This window comes from Polaribacter sp. Q13, from assembly GCF_016858305.2.
Taxonomy (GTDB): Bacteria; Bacteroidota; Bacteroidia; order Flavobacteriales; family Flavobacteriaceae; genus Polaribacter.
In genome coordinates this window covers 3,576,663-3,597,941 of the sequence record NZ_CP074436.1, presented here as the reverse complement: position 1 = coordinate 3,597,941, position 21,279 = coordinate 3,576,663, and the positions used below count along the sequence as shown (strand labels likewise).

Below are 21,279 nucleotides of genomic sequence, written 5' to 3'. Positions count from 1 at the left end.
CTTAAAACATGACATTTATCATGTTTAACAAATATCTTAATTTTTTGTTAAATAGTCATAGAAAAAAGCTGTGTTTTTGGTTTATTTTTTAATAAATGCACATCAAAAGCCATACAAACGTTTCTAACATAGGGTCTTGCCTCTTCTGGGATGGATAAAGACTTTGACTTTACATCAATTTTAACCAATCCATCTTGCTCCATTTCTTCTAATAATCCTAAATGCATTTCAATATTATTGATTTTCATAGTTTTTTCTTCCCACGAAGTGGAAAAATGACACATAATATTTAAAATATGTTTTCTGATAACTCTATCTTCTTCAGATAATAAATGACCTCTAAAAATTGGAATCTCTCCTTCATTTACAATTTTTTGATATTCTTTTACCGTCTTAACATTTTGTGCAAACGCATACCAAGAATCGGAAATTGCAGACATCCCTAAACCAATCATTAACTGGGTTTTATTAGCGGTATAGCCCATAAAATTTCTATGTAATGTTTTGTTGATGGTTGCTTTATATAAACTATCTGTCTTTAAAGCAAAATGATCCATACCAATTTCTACATAGCCTAACTCTGCAAAAAGTTCTTTCCCTATTTCATACAAAGCTCTTTTTTCATCATCCTTAGGTAAATCATCTTCATTAAAACCTCTTTGTCCTACTCCTTTTACCCAAGGGACGTGTGCATAACTGTAAAATGAAATTCTATCTGGCTGTAATTCTTTTGTTTTGTTAATGCTATAAATGACGTTTTCTTTTGTTTGATGTGGTAACCCGAAAATTAAATCGTGACTTACAGAAGTATATCCAATTTCTCTAGACCATTTGGTAACTTGTGCTACGGCTTCAAAAGGCTGAATTCTATGAATTGCTTTCTGTACTTTTTCATTATAATCTTGTACACCAAAACTAACCCTAGTAAAACCTTCATCAAACAACGTTTGTAATTGTTCTTTGGTGGTATTATTTGGATGTCCTTCGAAACTAAACTCTGCTTTTGGATGCCTTTTTGCGATTTCAAAAATACCATCCATTAAATATTTTAAATTTTCTTTTGAGAAAAAAGTTGGAGTTCCGCCACCTAAATGCAATTCTTTTACAACAGGAATTTCATCTACTAACGCAACATATAATTTCCATTCTTTTAAAACCGTTTCTATGTATTCATCTTCTACTTCGTGACGTTTTGTAATGTGTTTATGACATGCACAAAATGTACACAAACTCTCACAGAAAGGCAAATGAATATAAATGCTAATTCCTTCTGATGAATTGCTTTCTTTAAAAGATGTTTGAAAAGATTGTATCCAATCTTGTTTGTCAATACCTTCCTTGTTCCAATAAGGTACCGTTGGATAACTGGTGTATCTTGGCCCAGGAATATTGTATTTTTGTACTAGTGATTTCATGTATTATCGTTTTGTCTGGTCTAGTGTGGTCAAGGCCTAATTAACTTCTAAAGAAATTGCCTTTAGCCCTTTCAATTATTTATTTTGAGTTCAGCAATACGCAAGGCAAAATTTTATTCTCCTAACTCTAAAGCAATTTCTATCATTTCTTTAAACGTCTGTTCTCTTTCTTCTGCAGTAGTTCTTTCTTTGGTAACCAAACTATCAGAAATAGTTAAAATAGACAAGGCATTTACATTGTGTTTTGCAGCAACGGTATACAAACCAGCAGTTTCCATCTCTACACACAAAACACCATAATCTGCCCATTCTTTATAACTATCAAACTCATCTGCATAAAACTCATCAGAACTTAAAATCCCTCCAGCTTTTACGGTTATATTTTTCTCTTTAGCCACTTCTATTGCTTTTTGAAATAACTTAAAACTTGCTGTTGGCGCATAATCTGCTCCGTTAAAACGGATGGTATTTAATCCCGAATTGGTAGAAGCCGCCATGGCTAAAACAATATCTCTAATTTTTACTTCCTTTTGATAAGAACCTGCAGAACCTACTCTAACTAAATTTTTAACTCCATATTCTGTAATTAATTCTGTAGCATAAATTAAAGTAGACGGAATTCCCATCCCTGTTCCCTGTACCGATATTTTTTTTCCTTTATATGTACCTGTAAAGCCCAACATTCCTCTTACATCATTGTATTGCTTAATATCTTTTAAAAAGGTATCTGCAATCCATTTTGCTCTCATAGGATCTCCTGGTAATAAAACCGTTTCTGCTATTTCTCCTTTTTTTGCTTCGATATGTACACTCATAATTATTTTATATTTTTTCCAATTAAATTAGTAGAAATAGTTGTAAAAACCACAATACTAATAGAACTTAAAGGCATTAAAATTGCCGCCATAACTGGTATTAGTTGCCCTGTTACAGCAAAATACAATCCTATTACATTATAGCATAAAGATAATATAAAACTGTATTTAATAACTTTTATAGCTTTTTTTGACGCACTTATATAGCTCCCAATTTTATTAAATTTTGATGCATCTAAAATTCCATCACAAGCAGGAGAAAACACATTAATATTTTCTGACAAAGCGATACCAACATCACTTTGTGCCAATGCCCCTGCATCATTTAAACCATCGCCAATCATGGCTACTTTTTTATTCTTTTTCTGAAAACCTGCAACAACCTTTAATTTATCTTCTGGTTTCTGATTGAATAACAAGTCTGTTCCTTTTGGTAAATTTTCTTCTAAATAAACTCTCTCTCCTTCATTATCTCCAGAAACTACTGCTAAATGATACATGGTTTTTAAAGAATCAAACAATGCTTTTACACCTTCTCTATATGAATTTTTAAATATGAATTTCCCTTTATAAACCTTATTAAAACTAACATAAACCGAGGTATCTAATATTGATTTATCTTCATTATTTTTAACAAAGGAAGACGAACCTAATTTTAAATTAACATCTTTATAACTCACCTCAATACCTTTTCCTAAGATTTCTTTATAATTAGAAATAGTGAGCACCTCAACCTCTCCTAAATCGTTATACAACGTTCTACTTAACGGATGATTAGAAGCTCTTAAAGAACTTTTTAAAATACTTTTTTCTTGATGATCTAATGGAGTTCCTTCATAAGAACTCGTATTTTCTTTATGTGTTGTAAGGGTACCTGTTTTATCAAAAATAATGGTATCTATTCCCGCCAATTGCTCTACAACCGTGGCATTTTTTAAATAAAATTTTTCCTTACCAAAAATACGCAGCATATTACCTAAAGCAAACGGAGCTGCCAAAGCAATTGCACAAGGACAAGCAATAATTAAAACCGCAGTAAATACATTTAGCGCCTTACTAGCATCAAAAAACAACCAATAGGATGTAGACAAAACAGCAACTAACAACACTATAATCGTAAAATTTTTACTAACGTTATCTGTAATGGTTTTAAAATGCGATTGATTATCTTTATTAAAAATATCATTACTCCACAATTGTGTTAAGTAACTTTGAGAAACGGAGGCTAAAACTTCCATTTCTAAAACTCCAGAAAGTTGTTTACCACCTGCAAATAATTTATCTCCAGACTTTTTAGACACTGGCACTGCTTCACCAGTAACAAAACTATAATCTATATCTGCTTTTCCATTAATGAGAATACCATCTGTAGGAATTAATTCTTGGTTTCTAATCAGTAATCTGTCCCCTTTTTCAATATCATAAATAGCAACATTCTCTTCCTTTCCTTCTTTAGACACCCGAGTAACAGCAATTGGAAAATAAGATTTATAATCGCGCTCAAAAGACAAGAAATTGTACGTTTTCTGCTGAAAAAACTTTCCTAATAATAAAAAGAATACCAAACCGGTTAAACTGTCAAAAAATCCTGTTCCTAAATCTAAAATAATTTCTGTAACACTTCTTATAAATAAAACCGAAATTCCGAGTGCAATAGGCACATCTATATTTAATATCCTAGAACGCAATCCTTTATAAGCAGATATATAATAATCTCGTCCAGCATAAAAAACAACAGGTAAAGAAAAAGCAAACATTAACCATCTAAAAACATGTTTGTATTTCTCTATCCAAAAACCATCTACTTCAAAATATTCTGGAAAAGAGAGAAACATTACGTTTCCAAAAGCAAAACCTGCAATACCTAATTTATATATTAAACTTCTATCTACTGATTTTTTTCCGCTTTCATAATCTTCTAAACTTATATACGGTTCATACCCAATAGAACTCATTAAAAGAACAATTTCTTTTAGAGAAGTTTCATCAGAATTAAAAGTAATTCGTACTTTTTTCTTTGGAAAATCTACTTGAGAAGAAGATACTTTAGGGTTTAATTTATGTAAGTTCTCTAATACCCATATACAAGAACTGCAGTGAATATGCGGAATATATAGTGTTACTATTTGCGTACTACCATCATTAAAATCTAATAATTTTTCCGCAATTTCTACGTTATCTAAAAAATCATATTTCCCTTGAATTTCAGTCGGAATTGCCCCAGGGTTGTCTTGAAAATTGTAATAACAAGTTAAATCATTCTCAGAAAAAATCTCATAAACAGTCTTACAACCATTACAACAGAAACTTTTACCATCAAATTCAATTAAATTATCATCACAAGAATCGCCACAGTGATAACATTGTGTAGATTTCATATTTACTCTTTTGCCTTTTGCAAATTTACAATAAGAATAGCACTTTAAAACATGATATATATCACTTTTTTAATATCTTTGACACCCCAATACCATTAGTCATTATGAGTAAATGTGAGCAATGTATTATTCGTCAACTTAATTCCTTAAAACACTTAACTAAAGAGGAATTGGTAAAGATGTCTAATTGTAAAACATCTAGAATTATAAAAAAAGGAGAAGCTATTTTTGAAGAAGGAGAACGCTTAAAAGGTATTTTCTGTATCAAAGATGGTGTTTGTAAGGTTTCTAAAATGAGTGAAAATGGTAGAAATCAAATTATTGGCTTAGTAACTAGAGGCGATTTATTAGGAGAAAGAAGTTTAATTTCTGATGAAGCCTCTAACCTTAAAGCAGTTGCTTTAAATGATATGGAAGTTTGTTTTATTCCTAAAGAAGAAATTCTAAAGGATTTATCTAAAAACTCAAACTTTACAATGAATGTGCTTAAAGACATGGCTCAAACCCTAAAACAAGCAGACAATGTTATTGTTGATATGGCTCAAAAAACCGTTAAACAACGTTTAGCAGAAACTCTTTTAAGACTGCACAGCAAATTTGGCACAAATGCCGAAAACACCATTAACATCCACCTTTCTAGAGAAGATATCGCTAATATTATAGGTACTGCAACAGAATCTGCAATTCGTTTGCTATCTGACTTAAAAAAGAAGAAAATTATTGAATTTAAAGGAAAAGATATTTCTATACTAGACAGTAGTGAATTAGATAAAATTGCTCAGGGATTTTAATATAGAAAGATACAATTTTCATATATAAAAAAAACACATCTATTGATGTGTTTTTTTTTGTGATTTATATTTTTTAAACATCATTCCTATCAAATATTATTTGTTTGAAACTTAAAAAAAATCACTAAACGAAAAAAGCACCTCATAAATGAAGTGCTTTTCGCGGTCTGGACGGGACTCGAACCCGCGACCCCCTGCGTGACAGGCAGGTATTCTAACCAGCTGAACTACCAGACCGTTGCTTTAAGCGGTTGCAAATATAACATCTTTTTTATAAAAAAAAAGCTTTATTTCTCTTTAAATGTAAAATTATTTACAACACAATCTTAAACACCACAATTGATGGACTTTATCTAAAAATTTATTTTTAAAACTCAAATAAAAAAAGTCTTTAAACGAAAAAAGCACCTCATAAATGAGGTGCTTTTCGCGGTCTGGACGGGACTCGAACCCGCGACCCCCTGCGTGACAGGCAGGTATTCTAACCAGCTGAACTACCAGACCGTTGCTTTAAGCGGTTGCAAATATAACATCTATTTTTAAATACACAAACATAAAATGAAAAAAATTATTTATTTTTTCTTCTACTAATTAAATAGGCGGTTAAAATGGCGTTATACCCTTTATGTATATCTACAGGTATATAATCAATCTTATACTGTAAACATTTATTTTTCAACTCGTTAAAATAACTTCCAACTAATTCCGTGTACTTTTCTCTAATATTTTCGGCATACACATTAATCTCCTCCCCCGTTTCAACATCTACAAATTTTTTCGGAGCATTGTCAAAATTGAAGTTAAATTCTGTTTCACCATCATAAGTATGAAACAAAACAACCTCATGTTTGTTAAATTTAAGGTGTTTTAGCGCTTCAAACAGTACTTCATGATCTTTATTTGGCTGAAACATATCAGTAAAAACAAAAATTAAAGAGCGTCTGTGTATTTTCTCCGCAATTTCATGCAAATACTTATACGTTTCTGTTGTAGATTTAGAATCTGAAACCATCAATTGCTCTAATTGATGTAATAACATCTTTCTATGGCGTTCACTCCCCTTTTCTGGAGCATAGTATTCATAAGTATCCGAATAAACACTTAAACCAACAGCATCTCGCTGTCTTTTTAAAATTTCCATTAAAGATGCTGCTGCAACCGCAGAGAAGCCTACTTTATTTAAACTCTCTACTGTCTGCTTTTTTACTATAGGATAATGCATAGAAGCAGAATTATCTATAATAATATGGCACCTTAAATTGGTTTCTTCTTCATATTTCTTTGTGTACAACTTTTCTGTCTTTGCAAACAACTTCCAATCTATATGGCGCGTACTTTCTCCTTTATTGTATAATTTATGCTCTGAAAACTCTACCGAAAACCCATGAAACGGACTTTTATGAATTCCGGTAATAAACCCCTCTACTACTTGTTTTGCAAGTATGTCTAAGTTTTTTATTTCTGATTTAACTTCTGAAAGATCTATCATAAGTATCTAAAATAAAAAAAGGTTTGACATTAGCCAAACCTTTTACGTTATCTTTTGTAAATTGATACTTATATAGCAGCATCAATTTTACCTGTATAAACATTTTTAGGTGCAACACCTACTTGTTTGTCTACTACTTCTCCGTTTTTAAAGATTAAAACAGTTGGTATGTTACGTACCCCGTATTTTGCTGCAAATTCTTGGTTAGCATCCACATCTACTTTACCTACAACAGCTTTCCCTTCATACTCAGTATGAATTTCATCAACAATTGGTCCTACCATTCTACATGGTCCACACCAAGCTGCCCAAAAATCTACTAATACTGGTTTGTCAGATTTTAATACTAATTCGTCAAAGTTTGCGTCTGTTATTTCTAATGCCATTTTTTATATTTTTAAATTGTTATTTCTGTATTGAGTTACAAAAGTAATCATTTTATTTACTTACTTGTTTTCTAAAAAATTACTTTTTCTTATTTGTCTATAAATAGTTGTTATGCTTACAAATAAAAAAGAGGGACACTAATTTCACTGATGCTTACAAATTACAAAAAACTTCACTTCTTTTTAAACGTATATTCGTGGAATTCGTATCTAAAATAACTTCGATGCAATTGCATGTATATTATCACTCTTACCCATAGAGTAATAGTGTAAAAATGGCACACCAGCTTCTTTTAACTCTTTAGATTGCTGAATTGCAAACTCAATACCAACCTGTCTTACGGCTTTATTATCTTTACAACTTTCTACAGCATCAATTAAATCTTCTGGCAAATCTATTTTAAAAACCTGAGGTAAAATTTGTAAATGTCTTTTTACTGCAAGTGGCTTAATTCCTGGTATAATTGGCACTGTAATGCCTATTTCTCTCGCTTTTTTAACAAACTCAAAATATTTATTATTATCAAAAAACATTTGAGTTACCACATAATCTGCTCCCGCATCTACCTTTTGCTTTAAACGTTTTAAATCTGTATTTAAAGACGGAGATTCCATGTGTTTTTCTGGATATCCTGCAACACCCACACAAAAATCATAATTATGCTCTACCAAAATATCATCATGCAAGTACTTTCCTTTATTTAAATCAGATATTTGCTGTACCAAATCGCTTGCAAAAGCATTACCACCTTCGGTTGCTTTAAAATAAGACTCATCTTTTCTAGCATCTCCTCTTAAGGCAACTACGTTATCCAAACCTAAATAATGGCAATCTACCAAAACATATTCTGTTTCTTCTTTGGTAAAACCTCCACACAATAAATGCGGAATTGCATCTACCTGATACTTATGCATAATAGACGCACAAATACCCACAGTTCCCGGTCGCATTCTGGTAATTCTCTTGTCTAAAAGTCCGTTTCCTTTGTTTACATAAACATACTCCTCTCTAGACGTAGTAACATCTATAAAAGGCGGATTAAACTCCATTAATGGATCTATATTATTATATAAATCTTGAATGTTTTTTCCTTTCTGTGGCGGAATTACCTCAAAAGAAAATAATGTTTTTCCGTTCGCTTTTTTAATATGATCTGTAACTTTCATAGAACCTAAATCCTAAAGAGGATTTTTATTTAATTAATTATAATATTTTTTTGGGCGTTACCACAAGGGTCGCGCTTTACACTATATCTTTTTGTTAAAAAAACAAAAAGGATGCCGTTTCAATCGCTAACGCAAAACTTACTCTTGCGTTAAAATAGAACTGTCAATAATACTTTTTTCTGAATATTTTTTACCCTTTTAAAGTTTGGCTAAAGCCAATATTCCTTTCATAAATTTTAACACAGGCTAAAGCCCATGGCAATTCAACAATAAAAAACAACTCTTTTCTTTATCCAAATTTATTTTCACCAACACTCTTTCTAACCAATTGGCTTCCATCTGAGTGTTCCTTCCCTTCGGGAAGGTTAGGATGGGCTACTTAGCTGCTTTTTTACATCTTCGTAATCTTCTTTGTATTCCCAATATATATACCTACCATCAACATAATCTGTTAAGACATATTTTTCGCTTAAAGATTTAATTCTAGAAACAGCAATTAATTTTTTACCAAATTTCTCTGCTGTAACCTGAGTCATGATCTCCTTGTTATTTTTATCATAACCATGAGAAATAACATAATTTCCTAAATGTAATTCTATAAAATCCATACTAGCCTCCCTTAATCCCTCCGAAGGAGGGAAACTATTGCGGGATATTTTTTTTATTAATATTTATTTTCCAATCAAAAAATAGTCTTCCAAAAAAATGGTTTCCATCCAACTGTTCCTTCCTTTAGGGAAGGTTAGGATGGGCTTTTTATTCTTCAGCTAAAATAGGATGCAACCATTTTCTAGCTTTCTCCTTTGTAATTCCTTTTCTTGTTGAATAATCTGTTACTTGATCATCTGTAATTTTACCCAAACCAAAATATTTCGATTCTTTATTTGCAAAATAATACCCAGAAACTGCTGCTCCTGGCCACATAGCCATACTTTCTGTTAAAGTAACACCTATCTTTTCTTCAACTTTAAGTAAATCCCAAATGGTTTCCTTTTCTAAATGATCTGGACACGCAGGATATCCTGGTGCAGGACGAATTCCGTTATAACTTTCCTTTATTAAATCGTCGTTTGTTAAACCTTCATCCGTATCAGCCCCCCAATGCTTGGTTCTAACTTGTTTATGCAAGTATTCTGCCATAGCTTCTGCAAAACGATCTGCAATTGCTTGCGCCATAATTGCATTGTAATCGTCTTCTTTTGCTCTATAACTTTCTGCTAATTCTTGTGCTCCAAAAATACCGACACAAAATGCGCCCATATAATCTGTTCTACCAGTTTCTTTTGGGGCTATAAAATCTGCCAAAGCATGATTCGGAATCCCTTCTCTTTTCTTTAATTGCTGACGTAAAGTTCTAAAAATAAATTCTTCTCCTCCTTTTTTCTTTACAGAAATATCATCGTCATTAATAGTGTTTGCTTCAAACAAACCAAAAATTGCTTTTGGTTTTAACAATTGCTTCGCAATAATATCTTTAATCATTGCTTGTGCTTCTTCGTACATAATTGTTGCTTGCTCACCAACAACTTTATCTGTTAAAATAGCTGGAAATTTACCATGTAAATCCCAACTTCTAAAAAACGGACTCCAATCTATAAAAGGTACTAATTCTTTTAAACTTAACTGTTCTAAAGTCTGAATTCCTAATTCATTAGGTTTTACAATCTTAGAAGTTTCCCAATCAATTTTATATTTACGCTTACGTGCCTCTTCTATAGAAATATATGATTTTTCTTTCCCTCGTTTTAAAAACTTAGTTCTAAATTCATCATAATCTTTCTTCATTTTAGCAACATACTCATGTGATGTTTTCTTATTTAATAAATCGCCAACAACAGTTACTGCTCTAGAAGCATCATTTACATGCACAACCGCATTGGTATATTGCGTATCTATCTTAACCGCTGTATGCGCTTTAGAAGTTGTTGCACCACCAATTAACAATGGCAACACAAAATTCTGACGTTGCATTTCTTTTGCCAAATACACCATTTCATCTAAAGAAGGTGTTATTAAACCAGACAAACCAATAGCATCTACACGCTCGCTAATTGCCATTTCAATAATCTTTTCTGGCGGAACCATGACTCCTAAATCTACAATTTCGTAGTTATTACAAGCCAAAACAACGCTTACAATATTTTTACCAATATCATGCACGTCTCCTTTTACAGTTGCCATTAAAATTTTACCAACAGGCTCTTGCTTGTCTCCTTTTTCGGCTTCAATAAAAGGGTTTAAATAACCTACCGCTTTTTTCATTACACGTGCAGATTTTACTACTTGTGGCAAAAACATTTTTCCTGCTCCAAATAAGTCTCCAACCACATTCATACCAATCATTAAATGACCTTCAATCACTTCAATTGGTGAGGTTGCTTCTTGTCTTGCTGTTTCTATATCTTCTAAAATAAAAGCGTCAATTCCTTTTACTAAAGCATGTGTAATTCTATCTTGTAAAGGGTTTTCTCTCCAAGATAAATCTACGGTTTTTTCTACTTTAGAACCTTTTACAGTATCAGCAAAATCTAACAAACGTTCTGTTGCATCTTCTCTTCTATCAAGAATTACATCTTCTACACGTTCTAATAGATCTTTTGGAATATTATCATACACTTCTAAAAGTGCAGGATTTACAATTCCCATATTCATACCTGCTTGAATAGCATAATACAAGAAAACTGAATGCATCGCTTCACGAACACCATCATTTCCTCTAAAAGAAAACGACACGTTACTTACACCTCCACTAACACTTGCGTTTGGTAAATTTTGTCTTACCCAACGGGTTGCTTCAATAAAATCGATAGCATTTCTTCTGTGCTCATCCATTCCTGTAGCAACAGGAAATATATTTAAATCGAAAATGATATCTTCACTAGGAAAACCAACCTCATCCACCAAAATATCATATGATTTTTTAGCAATTTCAATTCTACGATCATAGTTATCTGCCTGTCCTTCTGCATCAAAAGCCATTACAATTACAGCAGCACCATAACGTTTTATTTGTTTTGCTTCCCAAACAAACTTTTCTTTTCCTTCTTTTAGTGAAATTGAATTTACAACGCATTTTCCTTGCACAACCTGTAGACCTGCTTCTATGATTTCCCATTTAGAGCTATCAATCATAATTGGAACTCTACAAATATCTGGCTCTGCAGCAATTAAATTTAGAAAGCGCACCATGGCTTGTTTTCCGTCAATTAAACCATCATCAAAATTAATGTCGATAATTTGTGCGCCTCCATCTACTTGATGTCTTGCAATATCTAAGGCTTCATCAAATTGCTCGTTTTTTATCAATCGTAAAAACTTACGAGAACCTGCAACATTTGTACGCTCACCTACGTTTATAAAATTGCTATTTTCATTCAAGACTAGAGGTTCTAATCCTGATAAACGCATATATTTTGTTTGTTTCACTTTCATCTTCAGGCTATTTATTATCTAAAACAGTTGTTACTATTTTTGTGATTTCTTCCTTTTTAGGCAAATATAATTCATATTTACTTGCTAAAATTGTAGTATTGTTTTTTGGCAACGCATACTCTACCATTGTGTCGTTTTTATCGGTACAAAGGAGTATACCTATGGTATTATTCTCATCTTCTTGTTTTTCAGTTCTATCATAATAATTCACATACATTTGTAACTGACCAATATCTTGATGAGAAAGTTTTTGTGTTTTAATTTCTATGATTACAAAACATTTTAACAATCTATTGTAAAATACTAAATCTATAAAATACTCATCATCTTCTATTTGTATTCTTTTTTGTCTTGAAACAAAAGAAAAACCATTTCCTAACTCTAAAAGAAAAGCTTGTATATTAGTAATTAGTGCTTTTTCTAAATCTTTTTCGTAATAACTTTCTTGAGGCTTTAAACCTAAGAACTCTAAAATCATTGGATCTTTAATAATGTCTTTAGGGTGCTCTATTTCCACTTCCTTTTTAGCAACAGCCAACACTTTTTCTTTATCATTACTTAAAAGTAAACGTTCGTACAATTGACTATTTATTTGCCTTTCTAGTTGTCTGGCGCTCCAATTATTATTACAAGACTCTTCTATATAATATGTTCTTTTGTCCTCATTTTCTATACGAAATAGCAACTTGTATTGCGTCCAATTCAATTGCGAACGCAGTGCGTTCGTAATTGGAAAAACAGTATAAAACTGTCTACACAATTCTAATTGTCTAATAGAAAATCCGCTTCCAAAATCTTTTATCAGTTCTTCAGCGAGTGTTTTTATAAGATAAGCACCATAATCTGCACGCTCTTTTCCTTTTTGTTCTTCTTCAATTATATGTTGTCCAATATGCCAATACATCAAAACACGTTGTTGGTTTACAGACCTTATTGCGTTTTGCTGCGCGGTAACAATAAGTTCCTTTACAGAATGTATAAATGTTTTTGAAAGAAGTGACATTTTGTTATTGATTATTAGTTGTTAAACATAATGTTCTACAATAGGAAAAGGATCATAAAAATGATGTAATAATTCTTTCCATTCTTTATATTCATCAGATTTTCTAAACCCAATTTCGTGATCTTCAATTGTTTCCCAATTTACGAGTAAGATATATTTATCTTTTTGCTCTACACATTTTTTCAACTGATGAGAAACATATCCTTTTTTAGAAGAAATGATACTTTCTGCTTTCTCAAAACTAGCTTCAAAATCTTTAGACAGACCTTTCTTTATGTTTAAAACGGCTACTTCTAAAATCACCCTACTTATAATTTATTTTTAATAATTCTGCTTACGCAGGATTGATCTTTTTTTTATTTAAAACTATTTATTTACTACAAATTCTCTCGGTTTGTATTTTGCTGCAATTTTAGCAATCTCGCTTATATGAGCAGGACTTGTACCACAACATCCACCAATAATATTGATTAAATCTTTCTTTAAATACTCCTCTATTTGCTCACCCATTTCTTCTGCAGTTTCATCGTACTCACCAAAAGCATTTGGCAATCCTGCATTTGGATGTGCAGAAATAGCAAAATCTGTTTTATTGGCAATAGCTTGTAAGTGCGGTTGTAATAAATTGGCTCCTAAGGCACAATTAAATCCTACAGATAATAATGGAATATGAGACACAGAGATTAAAAAAGCTTCTGCAGTTTGCCCAGATAAAGTTCTACCTGAAGCATCTGTAATGGTACCACTTAACATGATTGGAATCTCAATTCCTCGTTCGTCTTTTACTTCTTCAATGGCAAATAAAGCTGCTTTTGCATTTAAAGTATCAAAAACCGTTTCTACAAGCAATATATCTACACCACCATCTATTAAAGCTTCTACTTGTTGTTTGTATGCAATTCTTAATTCATCAAAAGTAACGGCTCTATAACCAGGATCATTTACATCTGGAGACATGCTTGCCGTTCTATTTGTTGGACCAATAGAACCTGCTACAAAACGAGGTTTGTGTGGTTCTTTTGCTGTAAACTCATCGGCAACTTCTTTGGCAATTTTTGCAGATTGATAATTTAGTTCATAGACCAAATCTTCCATCTGATAATCTGCCATGGCAATTGTAGTACCAGAAAAAGTATTGGTTTCTATAATATCTGCACCAGCCTCAAAATATTTACCATGAATGGTTTTAATAGCTTCTGGTTGCGTAATAGATAATAAGTCGTTATTACCTTGTAAAGGTGTTGGATAGTCTTTAAAACGTTCTCCTCTAAAATCTTCTTCTGTAAATTTATAGGCTTGTAGCATGGTACCCATTGCACCATCTAAAACCAAAATTCTTTCTTGTAAAGCTTTATATATATTTGACATTCCTGAAAATTATTTTTTGCGTTATCAGGAAAAGAAGAATTGATACTTTTTCCGTTATCTCTCTGAGAGGTTCTGAAACTAGTTCAGAAAGAATCAGTAGAAATTAGCACCTTCTTTAAAGTTAAAGGGTTGCCAAGGCTTCCTCGGGTCTAATCCCTCAACCTTTCTTGATAACAATATTAAATAAATGAACTAAATTACGTTACAAAGTAACGAACTTTTTTCTTGTTTTTATAATTTATTCGTAGATATCTGATGATAAATAACGGTCTCCCCTATCGCAAATAATAGCAACAATAACACCTTTATCTATAGAATTAGCTACTTTTAAAGCGGTTGCAACAGATCCTCCAGAACTCATTCCTGCAAAGATGCCTTCTTCTTTTGCTAAACGAATGGTCATTTCTTTTGCTTCTTCTTCACTTACTTCAAATATTTGATCTATTTTTTTTCGTTTAAAAATAGCTGGCATATATTCTTCAGACCATTTTCTAATTCCAGGTATTTTAGCACCATCTTTAGGTTGTGCTCCTATAATGGTGATGTTTTCGTTTTGTGATTTTAAATAATCAGAAACTCCTGTAATGGTTCCAGTAGTTCCCATGGCAGAAACAAAATGAGTTACTTCCCCTTCTGTATCTCTCCAAATTTCTGGTCCCGTTGTATTAAAATGTGCTTTCGGATTATCAAAATTATCAAATTGATTTAAGCGAAAATATCCTTTTTTATATTTCAATTTTAAAGCATAGTCAATAGCTCCTTCAATCCCTTTATCTGCAGGAGTTAAAATAACTTTTGCTCCGTAAGCACGCATCGTTTTAACTCGCTCTATTGTAGAATTTTCTGGCATTGTAAGCACCATATTTACACCTAAAACTTTTGCCATTAAAGCCAATGCAATACCAGTGTTACCACTAGTTGCTTCTACCAAAGTATCTCCTTTTCTTATATTTTTTCTTTTGATGGCTTCAGAAATCATATAATAAGCAGCTCTATCTTTAACACTTCCACCAGGATTATTACCTTCTAGCTTTAACAATAAAGTTACCCCTTCTTTTTTAAAGATGTTTTGCACTTCTACAAGTGGTGTGTTTCCAACAAAATCTATGATACTTTTGGTCTTCATCTTAATTTCTTTTTTGAAAAATATTATTTTCTGATTGCACGGTTACCACCGAGTTTTCTGGAACTGATTCCGTAATACAAACATTGGCTCCAATTACAGAGTTTTTTCCTATTACCACGTCTCCACCTAATATGGTAGCATTTGCGTAAATAACAACACCACTTTCTATGGTGGGATGTCTTTTGGTAGATGCTAAACTTTTCTTTACTTGAATTCCGCCTAAAGTTACTCCTTGAAAAATCTGAACATTATCTTTAATAACAGTCGTTTCTCCAATAACAATACCCGTTGCGTGATCTATAAAAAACGAATCTCCAATTTCTGCTCCTGGGTGAATATCTGTACCGGTTTTACTGTGTGCAAATTCACTCATTATTCTTGGAAATACAGGAATACCTTGCTTTAATAATTGGTGACTTAAACGATATACAGCAATTGCGTAAAAACCTGGATATGCCAAGTAAATTTCTTCTAAACTTTTAGCAGCAGGATCATTTTTTTCTGCAGCAGTAGCATCTAAATCTAATTTCTGACGGATAGTAACAAAAGAACTTTCAAAATCATTCCAAAAATCTTCTCCATTTTCAACAGATAATCTTTCTAAAATTTTTAAAAACTTTAATCTTGTTTCTGCACCACTTTCAGACAAATGACGTTCATCAAACAAGTTATTAATTAACTGTTTGGTGAAAATTTCTACGGCATCTCTTAAACACATGCTGTAGTTTTTAAATGTAACTATTTGTGCTGTTTCTTTCATTCTTGCCGTTTACATTTCTGGTGCTAAAGTAACTTCTAACCCTTCCATTGCTGGCGTCATTTGTATCTGACAACCTAACCTACTATTATCTTCTACATTAAATGCTTCTGCTAACATAGCGTCTTCATCATCTGACATTTCTGGTAATTCGTTATCTGAATTTACATAACACTGACAAGAAGCACACATAGCCATTCCGCCACAAATACCAATAGTTCCTTCTTCTGCTAATTCGTAAGAACGAACTACTTCCATAAGGTTCATTGCCATGTCTGTAGGTGCTACAACTTCATGCATTACACCATTTCTATCAGTTATTTTAATGTTTATATCTACGCTCATTTTACATTTTTTACCAACGCCAAAAGTAATGAATTTGGTTGATTAGACCTCAAAGGTTTTAAAAAGCTTTGAGGTCTTTGTTAATCTCTTTATTAATATTGTCTACTAAATTAAGTAAACCTAACAATTATATACCTACAAGGTTTTTGAAATCTTGTCGATGAATGATTAATTTATCGCTTTTACAACTGCTTTTGGAGCTTCTTTTTTAGTTCCGTCAAATCCTTCTACACCACCAACGGTTGTGTATTTCATTACATATTTTTTATCTGGAAAAATTCTTTGATATGCACTCTGGCACATTAAAGTAGCTTCGTGGAACCCACATAAAATCAATTTTAATTTTCCTGGATAGGTGTTTACATCACCAATAGCATAGATTCCTGGAATATTTGTTTGATAGTCTAAAGCGTTATTTACTTTAATTGCATTTTTTTCAATCTCTAATCCCCAATTACCAATTGGACCTAATTTTGGAGACAAACCAAATAAAGGAATAAAATGATCTGTATCTACAATAAAAGCATCTTCACCTTTTTTCTCAACAGCAACACCTGTTACTTTATCTGTACCGATAATTCCTTTTACTTCCGCAGGAGTTATCATTCTAATTTTTCCTAAATTCTTTAATTCCTGCACTTTTTCTACAGAATCTAAAGCGCCTCTAAATTCATTTCTTCTGTGAATTAAAGTTACTTCAGACGCTACGTCTGATAAGAAAACAGCCCAATCTAAAGCAGAATCTCCACCTCCAGAAATGACTACTTTTTTGTCTCTATAGAATTCTGGTTCTTTAATGATATATTCTACTCCATTATCTTCATACTTCTCTAAGTTATCAATTTTTGGTTTTCTTGGTTCAAAAGAACCTAAACCACCTGCAATAGCAACAATTTTAGCATGGTGTTTTGTTCCTTTATTTGTAGTAACAATAAAAGTACCATCATCTTGCTTATCTATCGTTTCCGCTCTTTCACCTAAGGTAAAACCAGGCTCAAATTGCTTTGTTTGTTCTATTAATTTATGTGTTAAATCTCCGGCTAAAATCTCTGGATAAGCAGGAATATCATAAATTGGTTTCTTAGGATAAATCTCAGAACATTGCCCACCAGGTTGTGGTAATGCATCAATTAAATGACATTTTAATTTTAATAAACCAGCTTCAAAAACTGTAAATAACCCTGTTGGTCCTGCTCCAATAATAAGTATGTCTGTTGTAATCATTTTTTTGTTTTGCTTTTTGCTCTTGGCTTTTAGCTTTTCGCCAAAAGCGAATTACCAAAAGTTAATAGCCCTTTTATTTCTCTACCAAACTCTTTGTAAATTCGTTTAGCTTTTCTACTTTTTCCTCAAAGTTTCCTTTGATTGTTTTTCTATATTCGTTTAAATTCTTAACTAAATCATCTACGTTTTCAGGAATTACATCCTCAAAAAACTGACGTAATCTTTTAGCTGTTGTTGGCGATTTTCCGTTGGTAGAAATGGCTACTTTTACATTTCCTTTGGTAACAATGCCACCCATATAAAAATCACAAAAAGGAGGGTTATCAGCTACATTTACTAATATACTTCGCTTTCTACAGTGTTTATAAACCTTTTCGTTTACCTCTGGAAACTCTGTTGTTGCCACAACAATATGCTTTCCTTTTAAATACCGTTTATTATATTTTTCGTTGATCAGTTTTACGTTTCCCTTCTTTGCTAATGCACTTGTGCCTTCTCTAAACATAGGAGAAACCATTGTTACATTTGCATCTGGACTCGATTTTAATAAGAACGTCAATTTTTCTTCTGCTACAAAACCACCTCCAACAATTAATACTTGTAAGTTTTTTGTTTTTAAAAAAATAGGGTATAAATTATTTCTTTCCATAAACCTATCCTTTTAACACGTTTGCATACTGTTCTTGAATATCTAAGATTCTTTGACGATGTTTTACAACTTCACCTAAAACAATAATTGCAGGATTTTTTAAATCATTCTCTTCTACTATTTTTTCTATGGTATCAACCGTACCAATTCCTAATTTTTCTCTAGGTGTTGTTCCTCTTTGAATAATAGCAACAGGTAAATTATTTTTACCTTCTGCTTGAAATAATTTTACAATTTGAGGCAATTTGCTCATCCCCATTAAAACAACAATAGTAGCGTTAGACTTTGCAGCCAACTCTATATCATTAGAAATTTTATGATCTTTTGTGGTTCCTGTAATTACCCAAAAACTTTCTGCGCTACCGCGTTTTGTTAAGGGTATATTTTGATAAGCAGCTACTGCCAACGAAGATGAAATTCCTGGAACAACCGCAACCTCTAAACCTAAATTTGCGGCATATTCCATTTCCTCTGCACCTCTACCAAAAATAAATGGATCTCCACCTTTTAAGCGTACTACATGTCCGTTAGATTTTGCTCGCTCAACAATTAACTCATTAATTTGTTCTTGTTGATAAGTATAACACCCTCTACGTTTTCCTACAAAAACCTGTTCAGCTTCGGGGTTTATATACTCTAATAATTCTTCATTCACCAAAGCATCGTATAATACTACATCAGCAGCTTTTAAAACTTTAATAGCTTTTACTGTGATTAAGTCTATGTCTCCAGGACCGGCACCTACAACCGTTAATTTTGGTGTTTTTAAACTCATTTTATTCTTTTATAACTTACCCTGCAATAGCAGTTTCAGCATTTCTATAAGCCCTTACTTTCTGTAAAAACGTATTTGCATCGCTAATATACTTCTTTGCAAATTCTTCTGTTGGAGCAAATTTATTAATTTGATAAATTAAATCTGCAAAAGAACCTCCCAAATCTATTTTTTCTGAAGAAATAAATACTTCATCAAATTGAGAAATAATACTTGCATGCGTATTTGTTTTCTTATCTGCCGCTAATAATGATGCTTTAGCTGAGTTTACAATAGATTGGTATGCATAGTAAATAGCTCCTGAATATACTTTGTTTTCAAAAGCTTCATTTGCATTTTCAATTTTTTCATCACTTTCTAAAAATAAAGTCGCAATTAAATCGATCACAACACCTGCACATTCTCCAATTCCTATTTCTTTTAAATATTTCTCTTCTTCTCCCCAATCGATAAAATCTTCTTGAGTTAAATTAGTAACATCTTGCAAATCGTTTAATAAATCATAAAAATAACGTTCTCCGGTAACTTTATAATATTCTACAAAAGATTTTCCATTAGCATTTGCTTCAAAATCATTAAAGATTCTGCGTAATGCTTCTGGACCTCTTTTACTTGGCACTTTTACTACTTTATCTGCAAATAATGCATTTCCGTTTCCTAAATTTCCTCCACCTAATAAAACTTGTAACGCTGGCGCCACTAATTTATCTGGAGTTCTAACCGTCATTCCTTGAAAACCAATGTTTGCCATATTGTGCTGCCCACAAGCATTCATACAACCACTAATTTTTATAACTAGATCTTCGTTTTTTAAATACTGAGGATATTCTGCTTTTATAACTCGCTCTAATTCGTCTGCAATACCAGTACTACTTGCAATACCTAAGTTACATGTGTCAGTTCCAGGACAAGCAGTAATATCTACGGCCTTATTATAACCTGCTTCTACAAAACCTAATTTTTCTAATTCTTGATAGAAAAATGGAACTAAATCTTCTTTTACAAAAGGAATAACAATATTCTGACGCAAGGTTAAACGAACTTCACCTGCTGCATATTTATCAACTAAATCCGCTAATAAACGAGCTTTATCTGTATAAAAATCTCCTAATAAAACTTTAATTCCGATTGCAACATAACCTGCTTGCTTCTGAGGAATTAAGTTGGTAGATTTCCATAAATCAAATGCTTCTTGATTTTTTATCTCTACTTGAGGAGCATCAACAGAAACTGGAGTTGACGCAACATAACCATCAGCATCTATTGCAATCGATTTAAATTCAATGGCATTTTGTTCTTCTTCAATTAAATTTTTAAAAGCTTCTAAACCGATATCTTTTAGTAAGAATTTCATTCTTGCTTTGGCTCTACTTTTACGTTCACCATAACGATCAAAAACTCTTAAAATACCTTCCATTACTGGAATAATTTTATCTGAAGGCAAAAACTCATATAAAGTTTCTGCATGTCTAGGCTGAGAACCTAATCCTCCTGCAACCATCACTTTAAAACCTCTAACTCCGTTTTCTATTTTAGCAATATATCCGATATCATGTAAATAGGATAGGCCTGTATCTTCATCCGAAGAAGAAAAAGAAACCTTAAATTTACGTCCCATTTCTTGACAAATAGGGTTACGTAAAAAGAATTTAAAAACAGCATCTGCGTACGGAGAAACATCAAAAGGCTCGTTTACATCAATACCAGCAGTTTCTGAGGCAGTTACATTTCTTACAACATTACCACATGCTTCACGTATAGTAACTTCATCTTTTTCTAATTCTGCCCATAATTCTGGCGTTCTTTGTAAATCTACATAGTGAATTTGAATATCTTGACGCGTTGTAATATGTAATCTTCCTCTAGAATACTCATCTGAAACTTCAGAAATTCTACGTAATTGATTACTCATTACTTTACCGTAAGGCAATTTTATACGAATCATTTGAACGCCTTCTTGACGCTGACCGTAAACACCTCTTGCTAAACGTAAACTTCTAAATTTCTCTTCGTCTATTTCTAGATTATTGAATTTTGCAATTTTATCTGCTAAATCAATAATATCTCTTTCTACAACTTGGTTTTCTATTTCTGTTCTAAAACTTTGCATGATTTAATATTGATGGTTGGTAATGGCTGCTAGTTGGTTGGTAATTGGT

Annotated in this window: 19 protein-coding genes, 2 tRNA genes and 1 riboswitch; of the genes, 1 reads left to right on the top strand and 20 read right to left on the bottom strand. The window is 32.2% G+C overall.

Annotation, left to right across the window (positions count from 1 at the left end):
• Positions 1–47: 47 nt before the first annotated feature.
• The 3 genes from hemN to JOP69_RS15110 all read right to left on the bottom strand — a co-directional run bounded on the left by hemN (position 48) and on the right by JOP69_RS15110 (position 4,608).
• Positions 48–1,415, bottom strand: a complete 1,368-nt coding sequence (hemN, locus tag JOP69_RS15120; RefSeq protein ID WP_203391740.1) for an oxygen-independent coproporphyrinogen III oxidase — start codon at positions 1,413–1,415, stop codon at positions 48–50.
• Positions 1,416–1,528: 113 nt separating this feature from the next.
• Positions 1,529–2,230, bottom strand: coding sequence for a purine-nucleoside phosphorylase (deoD, locus tag JOP69_RS15115; protein ID WP_203391739.1), 702 nt, complete (start codon positions 2,228–2,230; stop codon positions 1,529–1,531).
• Positions 2,231–2,232: 2 nt separating this feature from the next.
• The gene (locus tag JOP69_RS15110; protein ID WP_203391738.1) at positions 2,233–4,608 is read right to left on the bottom strand and encodes a heavy metal translocating P-type ATPase metal-binding domain-containing protein; all 2,376 of its coding nucleotides are present in this window, start codon (positions 4,606–4,608) and stop codon (positions 2,233–2,235) included.
• A 104-nt stretch (positions 4,609–4,712) separates the two neighbouring features.
• On the opposite strand from JOP69_RS15110, the gene JOP69_RS15105 reads away from it, so the two are divergent.
• Positions 4,713–5,399 carry a Crp/Fnr family transcriptional regulator gene (locus JOP69_RS15105; protein ID WP_203391737.1) on the top strand — a complete coding sequence of 229 codons (687 nt, stop codon included), beginning with the start codon at positions 4,713–4,715 and terminating at the stop codon, positions 5,397–5,399.
• A gap of 163 nt (positions 5,400–5,562) precedes the next feature.
• Here JOP69_RS15105 and JOP69_RS15100 read toward each other — a convergent pair.
• The 17 genes from JOP69_RS15100 to JOP69_RS15020 all read right to left on the bottom strand — a co-directional run bounded on the left by JOP69_RS15100 (position 5,563) and on the right by JOP69_RS15020 (position 21,230).
• Positions 5,563–5,636 (bottom strand) — tRNA-Asp (locus JOP69_RS15100).
• 193 nt (positions 5,637–5,829) lie between these two features.
• Positions 5,830–5,903: transfer RNA gene (locus JOP69_RS15095), tRNA-Asp, on the bottom strand.
• Between the two features lie 64 nt (positions 5,904–5,967).
• Positions 5,968–6,888, bottom strand: a complete 921-nt coding sequence (locus JOP69_RS15090) for a DUF58 domain-containing protein (RefSeq protein WP_203391736.1) — start codon at positions 6,886–6,888, stop codon at positions 5,968–5,970.
• Positions 6,889–6,956: 68 nt separating this feature from the next.
• Positions 6,957–7,274, bottom strand: coding sequence for a thioredoxin (gene trxA / locus JOP69_RS15085; RefSeq protein ID WP_165733121.1), 318 nt, complete (start codon positions 7,272–7,274; stop codon positions 6,957–6,959).
• A gap of 210 nt (positions 7,275–7,484) precedes the next feature.
• A complete protein-coding gene (metF, locus tag JOP69_RS15080) occupies positions 7,485–8,441 on the bottom strand; it encodes a methylenetetrahydrofolate reductase [NAD(P)H] (RefSeq protein WP_203391735.1) in 957 nt (318 codons plus the stop codon).
• A 365-nt stretch (positions 8,442–8,806) separates the two neighbouring features.
• Positions 8,807–9,049, bottom strand: a complete 243-nt coding sequence (locus JOP69_RS15075) for a hypothetical protein (RefSeq protein ID WP_203391734.1) — start codon at positions 9,047–9,049, stop codon at positions 8,807–8,809.
• Positions 9,050–9,197: 148 nt separating this feature from the next.
• A complete protein-coding gene (gene metH, locus JOP69_RS15070) occupies positions 9,198–11,873 on the bottom strand; it encodes a methionine synthase (RefSeq protein WP_203391733.1) in 2,676 nt (891 codons plus the stop codon).
• Positions 11,874–11,880: 7 nt separating this feature from the next.
• Complete coding sequence (locus JOP69_RS15065) at positions 11,881–12,876, bottom strand: YhcG family protein (RefSeq protein WP_203391732.1); 996 nt, start codon at positions 12,874–12,876, stop codon at positions 11,881–11,883.
• Between the two features lie 21 nt (positions 12,877–12,897).
• On the bottom strand, positions 12,898–13,179 hold the full coding sequence (locus tag JOP69_RS15060) for an antibiotic biosynthesis monooxygenase (protein ID WP_203391731.1): 282 nt from the start codon (positions 13,177–13,179) through the stop codon (positions 12,898–12,900).
• Between the two features lie 63 nt (positions 13,180–13,242).
• Positions 13,243–14,244 (bottom strand): homocysteine S-methyltransferase family protein, encoded by a 1,002-nt coding sequence (locus tag JOP69_RS15055; RefSeq protein ID WP_203391730.1) that lies wholly within the window; start codon positions 14,242–14,244, stop codon positions 13,243–13,245.
• Positions 14,245–14,295: 51 nt separating this feature from the next.
• Positions 14,296–14,421, bottom strand: a riboswitch (SAM riboswitch).
• A gap of 61 nt (positions 14,422–14,482) precedes the next feature.
• On the bottom strand, positions 14,483–15,370 hold the full coding sequence (cysM, locus tag JOP69_RS15050) for a cysteine synthase CysM (protein ID WP_203391729.1): 888 nt from the start codon (positions 15,368–15,370) through the stop codon (positions 14,483–14,485).
• Position 15,371: 1 nt separating this feature from the next.
• Positions 15,372–16,130 carry a serine O-acetyltransferase EpsC gene (gene epsC, locus JOP69_RS15045; RefSeq protein WP_203391728.1) on the bottom strand — a complete coding sequence of 253 codons (759 nt, stop codon included), beginning with the start codon at positions 16,128–16,130 and terminating at the stop codon, positions 15,372–15,374.
• Between the two features lie 9 nt (positions 16,131–16,139).
• Complete coding sequence (locus JOP69_RS15040; protein WP_203391727.1) at positions 16,140–16,472, bottom strand: 2Fe-2S iron-sulfur cluster-binding protein; 333 nt, start codon at positions 16,470–16,472, stop codon at positions 16,140–16,142.
• Positions 16,473–16,640: 168 nt separating this feature from the next.
• The gene (locus tag JOP69_RS15035) at positions 16,641–17,696 is read right to left on the bottom strand and encodes an NAD(P)/FAD-dependent oxidoreductase (protein WP_203391726.1); all 1,056 of its coding nucleotides are present in this window, start codon (positions 17,694–17,696) and stop codon (positions 16,641–16,643) included.
• 73 nt (positions 17,697–17,769) lie between these two features.
• On the bottom strand, positions 17,770–18,345 hold the full coding sequence (locus JOP69_RS15030; RefSeq protein WP_203391725.1) for a bifunctional precorrin-2 dehydrogenase/sirohydrochlorin ferrochelatase: 576 nt from the start codon (positions 18,343–18,345) through the stop codon (positions 17,770–17,772).
• 4 nt (positions 18,346–18,349) lie between these two features.
• Complete coding sequence (gene cobA, locus JOP69_RS15025) at positions 18,350–19,120, bottom strand: uroporphyrinogen-III C-methyltransferase (protein WP_203391724.1); 771 nt, start codon at positions 19,118–19,120, stop codon at positions 18,350–18,352.
• A 16-nt stretch (positions 19,121–19,136) separates the two neighbouring features.
• The gene (locus JOP69_RS15020; RefSeq protein ID WP_203391723.1) at positions 19,137–21,230 is read right to left on the bottom strand and encodes a HEPN domain-containing protein; all 2,094 of its coding nucleotides are present in this window, start codon (positions 21,228–21,230) and stop codon (positions 19,137–19,139) included.
• Positions 21,231–21,279: the final 49 nt, after the last annotated feature.